Origin of the sequence: Streptomyces sp. MMCC 100 (assembly GCF_041538145.2) — a bacterium.
Lineage (GTDB): Bacteria > Actinomycetota > Actinomycetes > Streptomycetales > Streptomycetaceae > Streptomyces.
Window position 1 is genome coordinate 1,552,303 of sequence record NZ_JBGORK020000001.1, and the last position, 15,489, is coordinate 1,567,791.

Below are 15,489 nucleotides of genomic sequence, written 5' to 3' on the forward strand. Positions count from 1 at the left end.
GCCCACGCCACCGAACCGGGGGGACACCCGCATGCCCGACACCGCCCCGACCACCGCCCGCGCCCGGCTCGCCGACGCCCGGCTCTACCTGTGCACGGACGCCCGCCGGAGCCAGGGCGACCTGCCCGAGTTCCTCGACACCGTGCTCGCCGGCGGGGTCGACATCGTGCAGTTGCGGGACAAGGGGATGGAGGCGGCCGAGGAACTGGAACACCTGGAGGTCTTCGCCGACGCCTGCGCCCGCCACGGCAAGCTCCTCGCGGTCAACGACCGCGCGGACGTCGCGCACGCCGCCCGCGCCGACGTGCTGCACCTCGGCCAAGGTGACCTGCCGGTGCCCGCCGCCCGGGCGATCCTCGGCGAGGACGTCCTCGTCGGCCGCTCCACGCACGCCGAGTCCGAGGCCGCCGCTGCCGCCGTCCAGCAGGGCGTGGACTACTTCTGCACCGGTCCGTGCTGGCCGACCCCCACCAAGCCCGGCCGCCACGCACCCGGCCTCGACCTGGTCCGGTACACGGCGGCACTGGGCACCGACCGCCCCTGGTTCGCGATCGGCGGCATCGACCTCGCCAACCTCGACGAGGTGGTGGAGGCGGGCGCCCGGCGCGTGGTCGTCGTCCGCGCGATCACCGCCGCCGACGACCCGGGCGCGGCGGCCGCCGAGTTCGCGAAGCGGCTGCGACAGGCCCCGGCAGGGCAGTAGCCGCACGGAGACGCGGGAGTCGCACGAGGCCGCGGGGAGTCGCACGGGGCCGCGGGGAGCCGCACCGGAGCCGATCGCGGGCCGGGTGTCCAAAAGGTGGACAACAACTCGACAATATGGACAAATATCCCGCATCCGGTTGGGTGGCCGCCACACCCTGGCTAACCTGCCCGTATGGCCCTCGGAACCGCAAGCACGAGGACTGATCGCGCCCGCACGGTGCGTGACATCCTCGCCACCGGCAAGACGACGTACTCGTTCGAGTTCTCGGCGCCGAAGACGCCCAAGGGCGAGAAGAACCTCTGGAGCGCGCTGCGGCGGGTCGAGGCCATGGCCCCGGACTTCGTCTCCGTGACCTACGGCGCCGGCGGCTCCACGCGCGCGGGCACGGTCCGGGAGACGCAGCAGATCGTCGCCGACACCACGCTGACCCCGGTGGCCCACCTCACCGCCGTCGACCACTCCGTCGCCGAGCTGCGCAACATCATCGGCCAGTACGCCGACGCCGGGATCCGCAACATGCTCGCCGTGCGCGGCGACCCGCCCGGCGACCCGAACGCCGACTGGATCGCGCACCCCGAGGGCCTGACCTACGCCGCCGAACTGGTCCGGCTCATCAAGGAGTCGGGTGACTTCTGCGTCGGCGTCGCGGCCTTCCCCGAGATGCACCCGCGCTCCGCCGACTGGGACACGGACGTGGCGCACTTCGTCGACAAGTGCCGGGCCGGCGCCGACTACGCGATCACCCAGATGTTCTTCCAGCCCGAGTCCTACCTCCGGCTGCGCGACCGGGTCGCCGCGGCCGGCTGCGAGACCCCGGTCATTCCCGAGGTCATGCCGGTGACCAGTGTGAAGATGCTGGAGAGGTTGCCGAAGCTCAGCAACGCCTCGTTCCCCGCGGAGCTGAAAGAGCGGATCCTCGCGGTCAAGGACGATCCGGCCGCTGTACGCTCGATCGGCATCGAGTTCGCCACGGAGTTCTGCGCGCGGCTGCTGGCCGAGGGTGTGCCCGGACTGCACTTCATCACGCTCAACAACTCCACGGCGACGCTGGAAATCTACGAGAACCTGGGCCTGCACCACCCACCGCGGGCCTAGACCGGCCGCACGTATTTGCGACACACTGCGTAACGGCCACTGGGAGAGGGGCGTACATGGGCTGGACGGTCCTCTACATCGCGTTCGGCGTCGTAGCGCTGTGGCTGCTCGGCGAGGTGCTGCTGCAGTACAAGGCGCGGCTGCGCTGGCGGCTGCTCGCCTTCGGCGGCTTCGTCGGCGTCGTCGCCGGTGTGCTGATGTCGAACGTGCTCGTCATCGGTGTCGGCGCCGCCGCCTTCGCGGTCGGCCAGACCTACGTCACCCTGTCGTTCCGCCGCGGCTTCGAGGCGGGCTGGGCGGTCAACGCCCCGGCGAGCCTCGTCGGCAAACGCGGGCGTCCCGAACGGGGCCGCCAGGACCCGACGTTGGAGGTCTCCGGGCTCGAACCCGCCGAGGGCGGCCAGGACGACCACGACGGCTACGACGAGCGCGCCCAGGGCCACCACGACGGCTACGACGAGCGCGCCCAGGGCCACGCCCCGGGCCAGGACGGCCCGCCGTACGGACCCGACGACTACGACCGCGACGACGTCTTCGCCCCGGCCCGCCCCGCCGCCGACCCCACGGCCGCGGAGACGACCGCCGTCTACGAACCGCAGCCCATGCCGGACGACACCGGCTCGTACGGCGTGTACGCCGACGCCGGTTACGGCACCGGCCAGCAGCAGGCGGCGGCCGAGCCGGGCGCCGACCAGGCCTACGCCTACGACTACTCGGGCTACGGGCAGCAGCAGGGCTACGGCTACGACACCGGCGCGCAGCAGCAGTACGCCGCCTACTCCGACCCGTACATCGGCACCCACACCTACGGCGGCGGGGCGTACGACACCGGCGGCTACGACACGACCGGTACGCAGAGGTACGGCCAGCAGGGCTACGGGCAGGACCCGTACGCCACCGGCGCCCCCGGCGGCTACGGCGGCGAGACCCCGGCCGGCGGGGTGTGGGTGCCGCAGCAGCGCAGCACCGACGACCCCTACGGCGGCGAACTCCCGGCCGAGCAGCCGTATCCCTACCAGGGCAACGACCAGACGCAGGGCCAGGGCTACGACGAGCAGTACCGCTACTGAGGGCCCTGTCCGCTTCTGAGGGCCCTGTCCGCCTACAGGGACTCCGGCGCCCGGTGACCGGCCCGTCGGCCGCTCACTGGGAGCCGCGGAACTCCGGTCCCTCCACCACGAGTCCGGCCACCAGCGCGCCCGACATACCCGCGTGGGGGAGACCCCCGCCCGGGTGCGACCAGCCGCCGACCGTGAACAGGCCGCCCGTACGCGTGCCGTTCGCCGCGTGCAGCAGGCGTCCGGCGGCCCCCGCCAGCGCCGGCACCGCAATCGCGCCGTCCGGCACACCGGTGTCCGCCGCGACCTCGGCCGGGGTCCGCACCTCGTGCCACAGCAGCCGGTCGCGCAGGCCGGGCACCGCCCGCTCGGCCACGTCGATCATCTGCTCGGCCCAGTGGGCGAACACCTCGGTCGTGGCCCAGTCGGACTCGCCGCCCAGGGCAGGCACCACCGCCGAGAGGGCGACCGCCTCATGGCCCGCGTCCGGCACCAGCGCGGGGTCGTCGGGCCGCAGGACGGTGACGGTCGGCCGCGCGGCCATCCCGGGAGCGGCGCCGAACAAGCAGTCCAACTCGGTCTCCCGGTCCGCCGCGTGCACCACCGTCCGGTGCGCCGTGCCCCCGGGACGCCCGCCCCGCAGCGCCAGCAGCACCGTCAGCCGGCTCGCCCCACGGCGCTGCGCCGGCACCTCGCCCTCGCCGCGCATCGGCGATCCACCGCGCAGGCGGTCCAGCACCCCCGGCGCCACGCCGGAGACCACGAACTCGGCCTCCGCCACGGCCCCCTCGGCCAGCTCCACGCCCGCCACCCGGCCGTCCTTCTCGACGATCCCGGTGACCTCGGCCTCGAAGCGGAACTCGACCCGGCGGGCGAGGCACCGCTCGTACACCGCCCGCGCCAGCTCCCGCAGACCGCCACCGCGCACGTACCACACGCCGAACGCGTACTCCATGTACGGCAGCACGGCGGCGTTCGCCGGGGCGGTGCGGGCGTCCAGGCCGTACGCGAGGGCGTGGCTCTCCAGCAGAGCGGCGAGCCGGGGGTCGCGCAGCTCCCAGGCGCCGACCTCGGCGAGCGTGCCGGCCCGGCGGGTGCGCAGCAGCCGCTTGTGCGGGACCGCCGGATAGGGCTCGCGCTCGGCCAGCACCTGCCAGTTCGGCCAGAGCGGCTCCTCCAGGAGGGGGCGGCGGGTCCGGTCCCAGGTCTCCCGGGCCCGCACCAGGAAGTCGCCCCAGCGCTGCCCGGCGCCCGCACCGAGCGCGGCGTCCAGGGCGGCGACGACACCCGCGCGTGAGGCGTTCGGCAGCGAGACCTCCGTGCCGTCCGCGAACACGTGCCGGGACGACGGGTCGACCTGGACCAGGTCGACGCACGACTCCAGCGGCTCCTTGCCGGTCTTCACGAACAGATCGCGCCAGACCGCCGGCAGCGGGAGGAGACCGGGACCGGTGTCGAAGGAGAACCCGTCCCGCTCGAAGCGGCCCAGGGCTCCGCCGTAGGTCCGCGTCCGCTCGTACACCACCACCCGGTGGCCCGCGACGGCCAGCCGGGCGGCGGCCGCCATCGCGCCCATCCCGGCGCCGATCACCGCAATCCGTGCCATGCCAGGGACTTTATCCGCCACCACCGACACCGCCGTGCGAGGGCTGAGCACCGCAACGGACGTCCATGTGACCGGTCGGCGGCGCCGCGCCGTGGGGCGGGGTGCCCAGGCCTGAGTAGGTGTACCTAGTCCGGCAGATGAGTACGCGCGCGGATGGGCCCCGACCTGCGGGAACGAGAGAGTGGAGACACGGAGAGGGGCACGGCTCCGGCACCGGCGACACGGGGCGCCGGAACGGAGCCGGGCCCGCGATCCGCTCCTTCCGCCGGCCACGGTCGGCGGGAGCGAGACACGGGGGAGCCCGGAGGGACGACCGGCGACGGGAGTTCCGACGAGGGGACGTACGGGGGAACAGGAGAAGGCGCCGGTCCGACGGCGGCCCGCGGGGGACGCGGCCACCACGGACCGGCGTTCTTCGTGCGCGACCCACACCGGCCCGTGCGCCCCGCGCCGGCCCGTGCGGGCCGGTGGCCGCTCAGCCCCGTCCGCTCACCCGCCCCTGGAGCAGCCGCGACAGCGCGGCGTGCACGTCGTCCAGGGAGCGCTCCGGCTGGAACGCCTTCCAGTCCAGCGCGGCCACCAGAACCATGCCGACGAGCGCTGCGGCGGTCAGCGGCACGTCGATCTCCTCACTGAACTCACCGCTCGCCACGCCCTCGCGCAGCACGCCCTCCACCACCGCCACGGCCTCCTGCCGGACCACCAGCAGCGTGGACTGCCAAGCCCGGTTGGTGCGCCACAGCTCGGCCACGTACAGCTGGGTGAAGGCCGGGTACCGGTCGATGAAGACGAGCCCCGCGCGGATCATCGCGTCCAGGGCGTCGACGTGGTCGAGCCCCTCCCGGGCCGCCCGTTCCGCGGCCTGGCGCAGCGAGGCGGTCAGGAGGCCGACACCGTGCCGCAGCAGTTCCTCGAAGAGGACGGACTTGCTGGCGAAGTTGTAGTAGACCGTGCCCTTCGCGACCCCGGCCCGCTCGGCGATCTCGTCCACGGTGGTGGCGGAGAAGCCCTGCTCGGCGATGAGGGTGACCGCCGCCTCGTACAGCTTCTGCCGGGTGGCCTCGCGACGACTGCCGCTCTGCGAGGCGGTGCTGCTGCTTTCCATGGTCCCGATTCTCACAGCACCCCGCGCGGCGATGTCACCGCAGGGCACGCCCACCGGCCGCACCGACCCGCCGAACCCTACGGACCAACGCACCGAACCCTACGGACCAACGCACCGAACCGAACTGTCGATCGAAACAAAAGACCAGGTCAGAACGGATTGTCAGTGCCATACCTCACGATGGGCACATACGGCACCTCCTGCCAGGACGTGCCGTCACGGAGACGACAGGAGGATCGTCATGGCCCACTCGTCCGCAGCCGCCGCCCGGCGGCGCCGCGCAGCCGGCCCTGCACCCTCACTGACCGGACCGGCGAGCGACGTGCACCCCGTGCTCCGCCGGACAACAGCCCCGCCCGCCGCCCTCGACCTGCTCGCCCAGGCCCGGGCCGGACTGGAAGAGGCCGCCGTCCTCGAAACGCCGAACGAGCGTTACGCGACGGCCCATCTCGCCGCCCTGCGCACCGCCGCCGCGGTGCTGGCCGCGCGCGGCCGCCCGGAGACCAGCCCACGGGCCAGGGCGCGCATCCGCAGCGCCTGGGAGGTGCTGCCCGAGATCGCGCCCGAGCTGTCCGACTGGAGCGCGCTGTTCGCCTCCGGCGCTCGCCGGAGGGCGCGGGCCGAGGCGGGTATCCAGGGCGCGGCGGGCCGCCGGGACGCCGACGACCTGATACGCGACGTGGCCATGTTCCTGCGCCTGGTGGAGCGGATGCTGGTGCTCCAGCCGGTCCTGCCCCAGCCACGCCCCGACACGGACCCACCGGGCCCGGAGCACCCCGACCGCCCCGACGCCGGTCACCCGGGCCGGGACCTGCCGGACGCGGGATGAGCGGGTGACGAGCGGGTGACCGGCGGGCGCAGCTGAGGCAATAGGGTGGGAGACGCCTGAAGCCTCCCCCTCCCCGCACCGGGCGGGGGCGGCAGCCCGTTCGCTCCGCCCGTGTCCGGGGCGGTGCCGCGCCGAGGAGTCAACTGCCGTGTCGGACCCGATGCGCCCGCCCGCCTCCCATCCCCGACCGCAGACGGCGTCGCCGCGCTCCGAGCCCTCCCGTTCCCGGGCGGCCCTTCGTACCGCCGTGGTCTGGGACGTCCTCCAGGACGCCCTGGACCGCCGGGTCAAGGCCACGGGCCGGCAGACGCTGGACGTCCTCGACACCGGCGGCGGCAGCGGCAACTTCGCGGTGCCCGTGGCCGGCCTCGGCCACCGCGTCACCGTCGTGGACCCGAGCCCCAACGCCCTGTTCGCCCTCGAGCGCCGCGCCGCCGAGGCCGACGTCGCCGACCGGGTGCGGGGCGTCCAGGGAGACGCCCGCGGCCTCTTCGACGTGGTCGAGCGCGGCGGCTACGACGCGGTGCTGTGCCACGGCGTCCTGGAGTACGTCGACGACCCCGCGGAGGGCGTCCGCAACGCGGTGGCGGCCCTGCGCGCCGACGGCGTCCTCAGCCTGCTCGCCGCGGGCCTGGGCGGTGCCGTGCTCGCGCGTGCCCTCGCCGGTCACTTCACCGAGGCCCGGCAGGCCCTGGCCGACCCGGACGGCCGCTGGGGCACGGGTGACCCCGTGCCGCGCCGGTTCACCGCCGAACAGCTCACCGGACTGGTCGAGGCCGCCGGGCTCCGGATCGGCGCCGTGCACGGCGTACGGGTCTTCGCCGACCTCGTTCCCGGCGTGCTGGTGGACACCGAGCCGGGCGCCATGGACGCCCTGCTGAAGCTGGAGGCCGCGGCGGCCGAACTCACCGCGTTCCACTCCGTGGCCACGCAGCTCCATGTGCTCGGTGAGACGCGAGGTGCCGACGAGGCCTGAGCGCCCGGTGGGGTAAGGCGCTGATCAGGGGCGCGACTGCAGATGGAGTACGCCACAGGCCCCCCGAACGGGGGGCAGTCGCCGTATGATCGAGGGAGACGGCCCGGCATGACGGGTCGGCCGCTGGGGAATGGGAACTTCAGCGAGCCGGCACGGCCATGACGGAGTCCGGTTGGTCAATTGGCGCAGAGGGGCGGGTTTCACGGGGGCGATTCCCTGCCTATCCTGAAGGGACCCCCCGGGTCGCCCCGGCGACTGCACGATGAGGAGGACTCCGTGCCGCTCTCGGAGCACGAGCAGCGCATGCTCGAGCAGATGGAGCGAGCGCTGTACGCCGAAGATCCCAAGTTCGCGACAGCGCTCGAGGGAAGCGGGCTGCGTACGTACACCCGGCGACGGGTCTACCAGGCGGTCGCGGGCTTCCTCGTAGGTATTGCGCTCCTCATGGCCGGTATGGTCGCCCAGCAGGTGTGGCTCAGTGTGGTGGGCTTCCTCGTCATGCTGGGCTGCGCGGTGCTCGCCGTGACCGGCTGGCGCAAGGCCCCCAAGCCGGGCGAGCAGCAGGCGGCCGGCGCCGGTCCGCAGGCGGCACGCCGCCAGGGACGACAGAAACGCTCGATGATGGACCGTATCGACGAGCGCTGGCAGCGCCGCAGAGACGAGCAGCAGGGCGGCCAGTAGCGCGCCCGAGCAACCGCTCACCAGGACATCCGCGTGAGGGGGTGACCACCGTCCGGGTGGTCACCCCCTCACGCGTGCCCATGAGTGCCCCGGAGCGGCCGTGCGCTGAGTGCCCGGAGCGGCCGTGCCATGAGTGCCCGGGTGACCGTGAATGCCTGAGGGCGCCCGGGGACGTCTGAGGGCACCGCCCCGCGGGGGGCCGGCGCCCTCAGGGCTCAGCCCTGCTGGTCCGACGTCCTGCGCCACACCGGGCGGGCCGCCGCGGCACGCCGTTTCAGGGCCGTCCACCGGGCCGACACCGCCCAGGCCACCCGTACGGCCGAACGCGGGGCGAGCCGTGCACGCAACCGTGTGCCGCGGCCGGCCGTGGCCCGCAGACCGGCGGTGGCCAGCCGGACGTCCTCGGTCAGCCCGGCCGTCAGGCGCGGGCGGGGCGCGTAGAGGACCTGCTCCACGGCGTCCGCCACCCGGTGCACCGCCGCCGCGGCCTCCGGGCCGAGCCCGCCCAGCCGGACGACGCGGGCCGCCGCCTTGCGCGTGGTCTGCGACTCCTCCGGCAGGATCCCGAGGTCCCACGCCGTGTCGGTCAGCTCCTGCCAGACCGCGAGGGTGTGCGGGCCGGCGTCCGCCTCACCGCGGCCGTGCGCCCCGAGCCGTACCGCCCTGACGCGCAGCCGCCACAGCAACGGTGCGAGGGGGACCAGCAGCACGACGAGTCCGGCCAGGGCCCAGGCCAGCAGCGCGTACCACTTCGGTCCGTCGCCGCCGGCGACGGGCACGGCCACCGCGGACTCGCTGGCGCAGGCGTCCAGCTTCTTGTCCTGCGGGGAGCAGGTGTCGCTCTCCGAGGGCGCCGCCGACGGCTCCGTCTGGGTGTTCCGCGACGGCAGGGCGGGGTCCGGCACCGAGCTGCCCGGCCGGTCCGTGATGGTGTACGCCGGGGTCGAGCCACGCGTCGGCGTCGGCTCGAAACGGGTCCAGCCCACGCCCTCGAAGTACACCTCGGGCCACGCGTGCGCGTCCCGCAGCCCCACCGAGATCGAGCCGTCCGCCTGCGGGGAGCCGGGCGCGAAGCCCACCGCGACCCTGGCCGGTATGCCCAGGGAGCGGGCCATCGCCGCCATGGCGAAGGAGAAGTGGACGCAGAAGCCCTCCTTCTCCTTGAGGAACCGGGCGATCGCCTCCGAGCCGCTGCCGATGTCGACCTGGGTGTCGTACTCGAAGCCGCCGTTGACCGCGAAGTACTCCTGGAGCTTGACGGCCTGCTCGTAGGGGTTCGCCGCGCCCGCGGTGACCTCGCGGGCGGTCCGGGAGACCACCTCGGGCAGCGAGTCCGGCAGCTCCGTGTACTCGCGCCTGAGCGCCGCCGACGGCTGTGGCGCCGCGGCGAGCTGCTGCGCCGTCGGCTGCAGGCTCAGGCTCCGTACCTCGTACGTCAGCCCGCGGGTGTTCTGGCCGTGGTCGCCGACCAGGGTCATGCCGACGGGTTCGTAGCGCCAGTTGCCCGCGACGCGCACGCCGCTGGGCGGGTAGGGCATCGGCAGCCAGTCCTGGGCGAACCCGTCCGCGGCCGAGATCAGGGACCGGATCTCCGTGCGCTTGATGTCGGGGCCGAGGCCGGCCGGGGTGGGGAACGTGCCGTCCGGCACAGCGGTGATGTGCCGTTTGGACGGCTTCCAGGTGGTGCCGTCGAAGTCGTCCAGGGAGACGATGCGCAGGTACAGGTCGGACAGGTTCTCGGAATCGGTCTGGAGGGTGAGGACCTCGCGGTCCTCGTTCACGTTGAGATTGTCCCGCAGGGAGACCAGCGGGTTCACCGCGGAGATCGTGCCGCCGCCCCCGGTCCCGGAACCCACGCCGCCGCGGGCGCTGTCCAGCAGCCCGCCGTCCATCGCGGGCAGGGCGAGCGGCACCACCAGGGCGATGCCCAGCGCGAAGGCGCCGATGCGCCGTCCGGTGCGGACCGGGGCGAGCGCGCGCCCCTGGTCCGCGCCCGGGGCACGTGACGAGCCGCCGAAGACCCGGCCCCACTGCGAGAGCCGGTCACGGCCCTCGGCCAGGAGCAGCATCAGATAGCCGGCCGCCGCGACCAGGAACCACAGCCATTCGGCGCCGCCCTCGGACAGCCCCGCGGCCACCGAGTAGAGCGCGAGCAGCGGCAGGCCGGCCGGGGCGGCGCTGCGGAAGGACACCGCGAGGGTGTCCACCAGCAGCCCGATCACCAGGACCCCGCCGACGAGCATCAGCCGGATGCCGTCGGACTCCAGCGGCGCCGGGATCGCGTACCGGGCGATGTCGTCGCCGCCCTGCTGAAACAGGTCGGCGAAGTGCTGGAAGGCCTGCGGGCCGGGGACGAGCCCGGCGATCGCCTGCTCCCGGGCGAAGACCAGGGTGAGCAGCAGCAGCGCGACCAGGGCCTGGGCGGCGATGATCAGCGGCCGCGCCAGCGGCACCCGCCGCGCCGCCGCGCCCACCCCGGACTGCACCGCCAGCAGGACCGCCGCCTGCAGAATCCACGTGGCCGGGTCGACCAACGGCAACAACGCACACGACGCCATCAAGGTGGCCGCCCACGCACACAAAGCCAGCCGCGCCCGCCCGCTCATCGCGTCGCCCTCCGGTCGGTGGTCGTGATGGCGGGCAGGTGGTGACCGGTGCCGGCCGGCCGCCCCTGCGGCCCGTGCGCCGCACCGCCCGCATGAGCCGCGAGCCGCGCCCGCCCGCCCGGTCCGGCGCCCGGGGCCCGTCCGGTCGCCGGGCCGGAGTACGCCGGTCGCGCCCGCCCGCTCATCGCGTCGCCTTTCCGCCGGCCGGGGCCGTGAGTGTGGTGCGTTCGTGGTCGGCCGTGCGCCACAGCTCCTCCACCGTGGCGCCCCGAGGGACGGTCACGGCGGTCCAGCCCGACTCGCGCAGCATGCGCAGTCGCTCCCCGCTCCCGTCCAACGGGCCGGGCACATCGGCCGGCTCCCGGGACCACGTCTCGCTGTCCAGGACGAAGGCGAGGGCGCCGCCGCTGCGCTGCCGCATCTTCGCGGCCACCGCGGCCTGCTCCTCGTCCAGGTCGCCGAAGAACGCCACCAGCAGCCCCTCGTTCCCGCCGCGCAGCATGTCGTACGCCGAGGACAGGCCCGTGCCGTCGGAGTGGTCGATCACCGCGAGGGTGTCCAGCATCAGGCCGGCCGCGTCGGCCGTGCCCTGGCTCGCGCCCGCGAAGCCGTCGGCGCCCTCGCCCGGCACCGAGTCGCCGGTGTCGGTGAGCAGCCGGACGGAGAAGCCCCGCTCCAGCATGTGCACCAGCACGGACGCGGCGCCCGACACCGCCCACTCGAAGGCCGAGTCGGGGCCCGTGCCCTCGAAGGCCACGACCCGGGTGTCCAGGAGCACCGTGCAGCGGGCCCGCTGCGGCTGCTCCTCCCGGCGCACCATCAGCTCGCCGTAACGGGCGGTGGAGCGCCAGTGCACGCGGCGCAGGTCGTCGCCGTACCGGTACCCGCGCGGGATCACGTCGTCGTCGCCGGCCAGGGCGAGCGAGCGCTGCCGGCCCTCGCCGTACCCCTTCGCCTCCCCGCTCAGCCGCACCGGCGGCAGCGCCTCCACGCGCGGGATCACGGTCAGGGTGTCGTACGCCGAGAAGGAGCGGGTCAGCTCGCACAGGCCGAACGGGTCGGTCAGGCGCAGTTGCAGCGGACCCAGCGGGTAGCGGCCGCGCAGGTCGGAACGGACCCGGTAGGACACCTCGCGGCGACCGCCCGGCTCGACCCGGTCGAGGACGAAGCGGGGCCGCGGGCCGAGCACGTAGGGCACCCGGTCCTGGAGCATCAGCAGACCGGTGGGCAGCCGGGAGACGTTGTCGACGCGCAGATGAACCCGGGCCTCGCTGCCCGCGGGCACCCGCCCGGGGGAGAGGCGGCGACTGCCCGCGACCCGGTAGCGCGTGCGGTAGAGCACGGCCGCGCAGACCAGGGGCAGCACGCCAAGGAGCAGCCCGACGCGCAGCAGATCGCTCTGTCCGAGGACGTAGGCGCAGACCGCGGCCGCGATGCCGGCGGCCAGGAAGGAGCGCCCGCGGGTGGTCAGACCGGCCAGGGCGGTCCGCATGCCGCCGCCCTCGCCCCGGTCTTCCCCGGCCCCGGCCGTCCCCCCGGCGTCCATCACAGCCTCCGCGGCGGTTGCTGACCGTACGCCGACGGGCCGCGGCCCACGCCGAGACCCGTCTGCTGCTGGGGCTCCGCCGGCACCGGGGTGCGCTGCAGGATCTCCTGGACGACCTGCTCGGCGGTGCGGCGGTTGAGCTGGGCCTGCGCGGTCGGCAGCAGCCGGTGGGCCAGGACGGCGACCGCGAGGGCCTGCACGTCGTCCGGCAGCGCGTAGTCCCGGCCGCTCAGTGCGGCGGACGCCTTCGCCGCGCGCAGCAGATGCAGCGTGGCACGCGGCGAGGCCCCGAGTCTGAGGTCGGGGTGGGTGCGGGTCGCGGCTACCAGGTCCACCGCGTACCGCCGGATCGGATCCGCCACGTGGACGCCGCGGACCGCCTCGATCAGCTTCAGGATCTCGTGCGCGTGCGCCACGGGCTGCAGATCGTCCAGCGGGCTGACCCCACCGTGCACGTCGAGCATCTGCAGCTCGGCGTCCGGACTCGGATAACCGATGGAGACCCGGGCCATGAAGCGGTCCCGCTGAGCCTCCGGCAGCGGATAGGTGCCCTCCATCTCGACCGGGTTCTGCGTCGCCACCACCATGAAGGGGCTGGGCAGCTCGTAGGTCTGGCCGTCGATGGTGACCTGGCGCTCCTCCATCGACTCGAGGAGCGCCGACTGCGTCTTCGGCGACGCGCGGTTGATCTCGTCGCCGATCACCACCTGCGCGAAGATCGCACCCGGTTTGAACTCGAAGTCCCGGCGCTGCTGGTCCCAGATGGACACGCCGGTGATGTCCGAGGGCAGCAGGTCCGGCGTGAACTGGATCCGGCGCACGGAACAGTCGATGGACCGCGCCAGCGCCTTGGCCAGCATCGTCTTGCCGACCCCCGGGACGTCCTCGATCAGCAGGTGTCCCTCGGCCAGCAGCACGGTCAGCGAGAGCCGTACGACCTCGGGCTTGCCCTCGATCACGTCCTCCACCGAACCGCGGACCCGCTCGACCACGGCGGTCAGATCTTCCCCCACGCTTCCGTACGCTCGCGCGGCGGCGCCCCCCTGGCTCGCCTGATCGTCATAGGTCGTCACCCGGCCCTCCTCGGCCTTTCCCCGCACTCCCTGAGAAATGGGGGTACCCCAACTTGCCGGGCCGGCCCCACTGCGCGGACCGGCCCACCCCGAATCACGGACGCCGCCCGGAAAAAGTTCCGTGCGACACCACTTCCCGCATTCTTGCCGCCGTTACCGATTCGTGTCACTGCCTGTGGACAACTGGCCGCGACATGTCCGCCGTTACGGCCCGTGCGGGCCGGGCGGCGCTCGCCCGGCGGGAATGTCGGGGGTGTGCCACCGGGTCAGGCGGGGTCGACCTCGCGCAGCAGGCCCGTCTTCACATCGAAGACGAAACCGCGCACGTCCTCGGTGTGCAGCAGGAACGGCGAGGTGCGCACCCGCTCGATCGACTGCCGCACGTCCTGGTCGGCGTCCCGGAAAGCCTCCACCGCCCACGCGGGACGCTGGCCGACCTCCAGCTCCAGATCGTGCCGGAACTCCTCGGTGATGGACTCCATGCCGCAGTTGGTGTGGTGGATGAGGGCAACGCTGCGAGTGCCGAGCGCCCGCTGGCTGATCGTCAGGGAGCGGATCACGTCGTCGGTGACGACACCGCCCGCGTTGCGGATCGTGTGACAGTCACCGAGCTTCAGACCGAGCGCGGCGTGCAGGTCAAGGCGTGCATCCATGCAGGCCACGACCGCGACGCGCTGGACGGGGCGGGCATCCATCCCGGGGTCGCTGAACGCCGAGGCGTAGCGCTCGTTCGCTTCGACGAGCCGGTCGGTGACGGTGTGGTCGGCCACAGTGGCGGATTCGGAGCCTGCGGGTACCGATGCAGAAGTCGTCATATGCATGACGTTACTGGCCGTCCCGGCCGGTGGCCCGCTGTGAAGCGGGACAAAGAACGTCATCGAGGCCTGTTGTGAGCCAACCCACAGGGCGGTGCGAAGGCGGCCGTATGAGTGAAAAGCCGTGCGATGCCGGTTTGCGGACGCCGGCGACCGCGACGCGCAGGCCGGTTGATTGACCGGGCGACACGGTGGACTAAAGTGACGCGAAGCGGGAGGCGAGGATCTCCCTGCTGGACTGAATTCCCCGGAGACCTGGGCGACGTCCCGCCAGATCTCCCCACGTGCGCGGCGCGTACGTACGGCTCGGCCTCCTCCCGCTCCCGGCCGGCCGACGCTTTTGGCGCCGGCAGGCCTCCCCTTCAGATGCGAGCGGGAGGGGACCCGGCGGTGCGTGACGCCGCGCCGGACCTGAGAGGCCGCCCCACTTGAGCCAGAGTCGACACGTCCCGGTGATGCTCCAGCGGTGTCTGGACCTGCTGGCGCCCGCCCTCCAGGAGCCGGGAGCCGTGGTCGTCGACTGCACGCTGGGACTCGGCGGGCACAGCGAAGCGCTCCTCGAACGCTTCCCCGAGGCCCGGCTCGTGGCGCTCGACCGCGACAAGGAGGCCCTGCGCCTGTCCGGCGAGCGGCTCGCCCCGTACGGCGAGCGCGCCATCCTCGTGCACGCCGTCTACGACGAGCTGCCCGACGTGCTCGAGCGGCTCGGCGTCCCCCGCGTCCAGGGCGTGCTCTTCGACCTCGGCGTCTCCTCCATGCAGCTCGACGAGGCCGACCGCGGCTTCGCCTACGCCCAGGACGCCCCGCTCGACATGCGGATGGACCAGAGCACCGGCATGAGCGCCGCCGAGGTCCTCAACACCTACCCGCCCGGCGAACTCGTCCGCATCCTCAGGGCGTACGGCGAGGAGAAGCAGGCCAAGCGGATCGTGTCCGCCGTCGTGCGCGAGCGCGAGAAGGAGCCGTTCACCAACAGCGCCCGCCTCGTCGAGCTGATCCGCGCGGCGCTGCCGCAGGCCGCCAAGCGCACCGGCGGCAACCCGGCCAAGCGCACCTTCCAGGCCCTGCGTATCGAGGTCAACGGCGAGCTGTCCGTGCTCGAGCAGGCGATCCCGGCGGCCGTCGAGGCGCTCGCGGTCGGCGGGCGGATCGCCGTGCTGTCGTACCACTCGCTGGAGGACCGGCTGGTCAAGCAGGTGTTCGCGGCCGGCGCCGCCAACACCGCGCCGCCCGGTCTGCCCGTCGTCCCCGAACGCTACGCGCCGCGCCTCAAGCTGCTGACGCGCGGTGCCGAACTTCCCACCGAGGAGGAGATCGCCGAGAACCGGCGGGCGGCACCGGCACGACTGCGCGGCGCCGAGCGCATCAGGGAGTCCCTCGGGTGAAACCAGTG

General features: G+C 73.6%; 13 protein-coding genes. 7 read left to right on the forward strand and 6 right to left on the reverse strand.

Translation table 11 applies throughout. The features are described 5' to 3' along the window. Positions 1-31: 31 nt before the first annotated feature. From thiE to ABS735_RS07155, 3 genes are all read left to right on the forward strand, one after another. On the forward strand, positions 32-703 hold the full coding sequence (gene thiE, locus ABS735_RS07145; RefSeq protein ID WP_373902017.1) for a thiamine phosphate synthase: 672 nt from the start codon (positions 32-34) through the stop codon (positions 701-703). A gap of 174 nt (positions 704-877) precedes the next feature. Next, complete coding sequence (gene metF, locus ABS735_RS07150) at positions 878-1,801, forward strand: methylenetetrahydrofolate reductase [NAD(P)H] (protein WP_373902018.1); 924 nt, start codon at positions 878-880, stop codon at positions 1,799-1,801. 56 nt (positions 1,802-1,857) lie between these two features. After that, entirely contained in the window at positions 1,858-2,871 is a 1,014-nt protein-coding gene (locus ABS735_RS07155; protein ID WP_373902019.1) for an SCO2102 family sporulation regulator, read from the forward strand. A gap of 73 nt (positions 2,872-2,944) precedes the next feature. On the opposite strand, the gene ABS735_RS07160 is transcribed toward ABS735_RS07155, so the two are convergent. Both ABS735_RS07160 and ABS735_RS07165 read right to left on the reverse strand, forming a co-directional pair. Further along, on the reverse strand, positions 2,945-4,465 hold the full coding sequence (locus tag ABS735_RS07160; protein ID WP_373902020.1) for a phytoene desaturase family protein: 1,521 nt from the start codon (positions 4,463-4,465) through the stop codon (positions 2,945-2,947). Between the two features lie 475 nt (positions 4,466-4,940). Next, positions 4,941-5,570: a TetR/AcrR family transcriptional regulator gene (locus ABS735_RS07165; RefSeq protein ID WP_373902021.1), complete on the reverse strand. Its 630-nt coding sequence runs from the start codon at positions 5,568-5,570 to the stop codon at positions 4,941-4,943. Between the two features lie 241 nt (positions 5,571-5,811). Between ABS735_RS07165 and ABS735_RS07170 the strand changes: the two genes are divergently transcribed. The 3 genes from ABS735_RS07170 (at position 5,812) to ABS735_RS07180 (ending at position 8,056) form a co-directional block, all read left to right on the forward strand. Beyond that, positions 5,812-6,399 carry an SAV_6107 family HEPN domain-containing protein gene (locus ABS735_RS07170; RefSeq protein ID WP_373902022.1) on the forward strand — a complete coding sequence of 196 codons (588 nt, stop codon included), beginning with the start codon at positions 5,812-5,814 and terminating at the stop codon, positions 6,397-6,399. Between the two features lie 148 nt (positions 6,400-6,547). Further along, positions 6,548-7,375: a methyltransferase gene (locus ABS735_RS07175; protein ID WP_373902023.1), complete on the forward strand. Its 828-nt coding sequence runs from the start codon at positions 6,548-6,550 to the stop codon at positions 7,373-7,375. Positions 7,376-7,651: 276 nt separating this feature from the next. Beyond that, complete coding sequence (locus ABS735_RS07180; RefSeq protein ID WP_007448475.1) at positions 7,652-8,056, forward strand: spore wall synthesis complex protein; 405 nt, start codon at positions 7,652-7,654, stop codon at positions 8,054-8,056. Between the two features lie 215 nt (positions 8,057-8,271). On the opposite strand, the gene ABS735_RS07185 is transcribed toward ABS735_RS07180, so the two are convergent. The 4 genes from ABS735_RS07185 to ABS735_RS07200 form a co-directional block, all read right to left on the reverse strand. Beyond that, entirely contained in the window at positions 8,272-10,662 is a 2,391-nt protein-coding gene (locus tag ABS735_RS07185) for a transglutaminase TgpA family protein (RefSeq protein WP_373902024.1), read from the reverse strand. 181 nt (positions 10,663-10,843) lie between these two features. Continuing rightward, positions 10,844-12,208, reverse strand: a complete 1,365-nt coding sequence (locus ABS735_RS07190) for a DUF58 domain-containing protein (protein ID WP_373902025.1) — start codon at positions 12,206-12,208, stop codon at positions 10,844-10,846. Beyond that, positions 12,208-13,281: an AAA family ATPase gene (locus tag ABS735_RS07195; protein WP_373902026.1), complete on the reverse strand. Its 1,074-nt coding sequence runs from the start codon at positions 13,279-13,281 to the stop codon at positions 12,208-12,210. Before ABS735_RS07195 ends, ABS735_RS07190 begins: the two co-directional genes overlap by 1 nt. Before the next feature lie 266 nt (positions 13,282-13,547). Then, positions 13,548-14,096, reverse strand: coding sequence for a beta-class carbonic anhydrase (locus tag ABS735_RS07200; protein ID WP_373902027.1), 549 nt, complete (start codon positions 14,094-14,096; stop codon positions 13,548-13,550). 428 nt (positions 14,097-14,524) lie between these two features. Here ABS735_RS07200 and rsmH point away from each other — a divergent pair, with 428 nt between their 5' ends. Next, complete coding sequence (rsmH, locus tag ABS735_RS07205; RefSeq protein ID WP_373902028.1) at positions 14,525-15,481, forward strand: 16S rRNA (cytosine(1402)-N(4))-methyltransferase RsmH; 957 nt, start codon at positions 14,525-14,527, stop codon at positions 15,479-15,481. Positions 15,482-15,489: the final 8 nt, after the last annotated feature.

Coding starts and splice junctions, on each gene's coding strand:
- thiE (WP_373902017.1), top strand. CDS start 32: ATGCCCGACACCGCCCCGACCACCGCCCGCGCCCGGCTCGCCGACGCC.
- metF (WP_373902018.1), top strand. CDS start 878: ATGGCCCTCGGAACCGCAAGCACGAGGACTGATCGCGCCCGCACGGTG.
- ABS735_RS07155 (WP_373902019.1), top strand. CDS start 1,858: ATGGGCTGGACGGTCCTCTACATCGCGTTCGGCGTCGTAGCGCTGTGG.
- ABS735_RS07160 (WP_373902020.1), bottom strand. CDS start 4,465: ATGGCACGGATTGCGGTGATCGGCGCCGGGATGGGCGCGATGGCGGCC.
- ABS735_RS07165 (WP_373902021.1), bottom strand. CDS start 5,570: ATGGAAAGCAGCAGCACCGCCTCGCAGAGCGGCAGTCGTCGCGAGGCC.
- ABS735_RS07170 (WP_373902022.1), top strand. CDS start 5,812: ATGGCCCACTCGTCCGCAGCCGCCGCCCGGCGGCGCCGCGCAGCCGGC.
- ABS735_RS07185 (WP_373902024.1), bottom strand. CDS start 10,662: ATGAGCGGGCGGGCGCGGCTGGCTTTGTGTGCGTGGGCGGCCACCTTG.
- ABS735_RS07190 (WP_373902025.1), bottom strand. CDS start 12,208: ATGGACGCCGGGGGGACGGCCGGGGCCGGGGAAGACCGGGGCGAGGGC.
- ABS735_RS07200 (WP_373902027.1), bottom strand. CDS start 14,096: ATGACGACTTCTGCATCGGTACCCGCAGGCTCCGAATCCGCCACTGTG.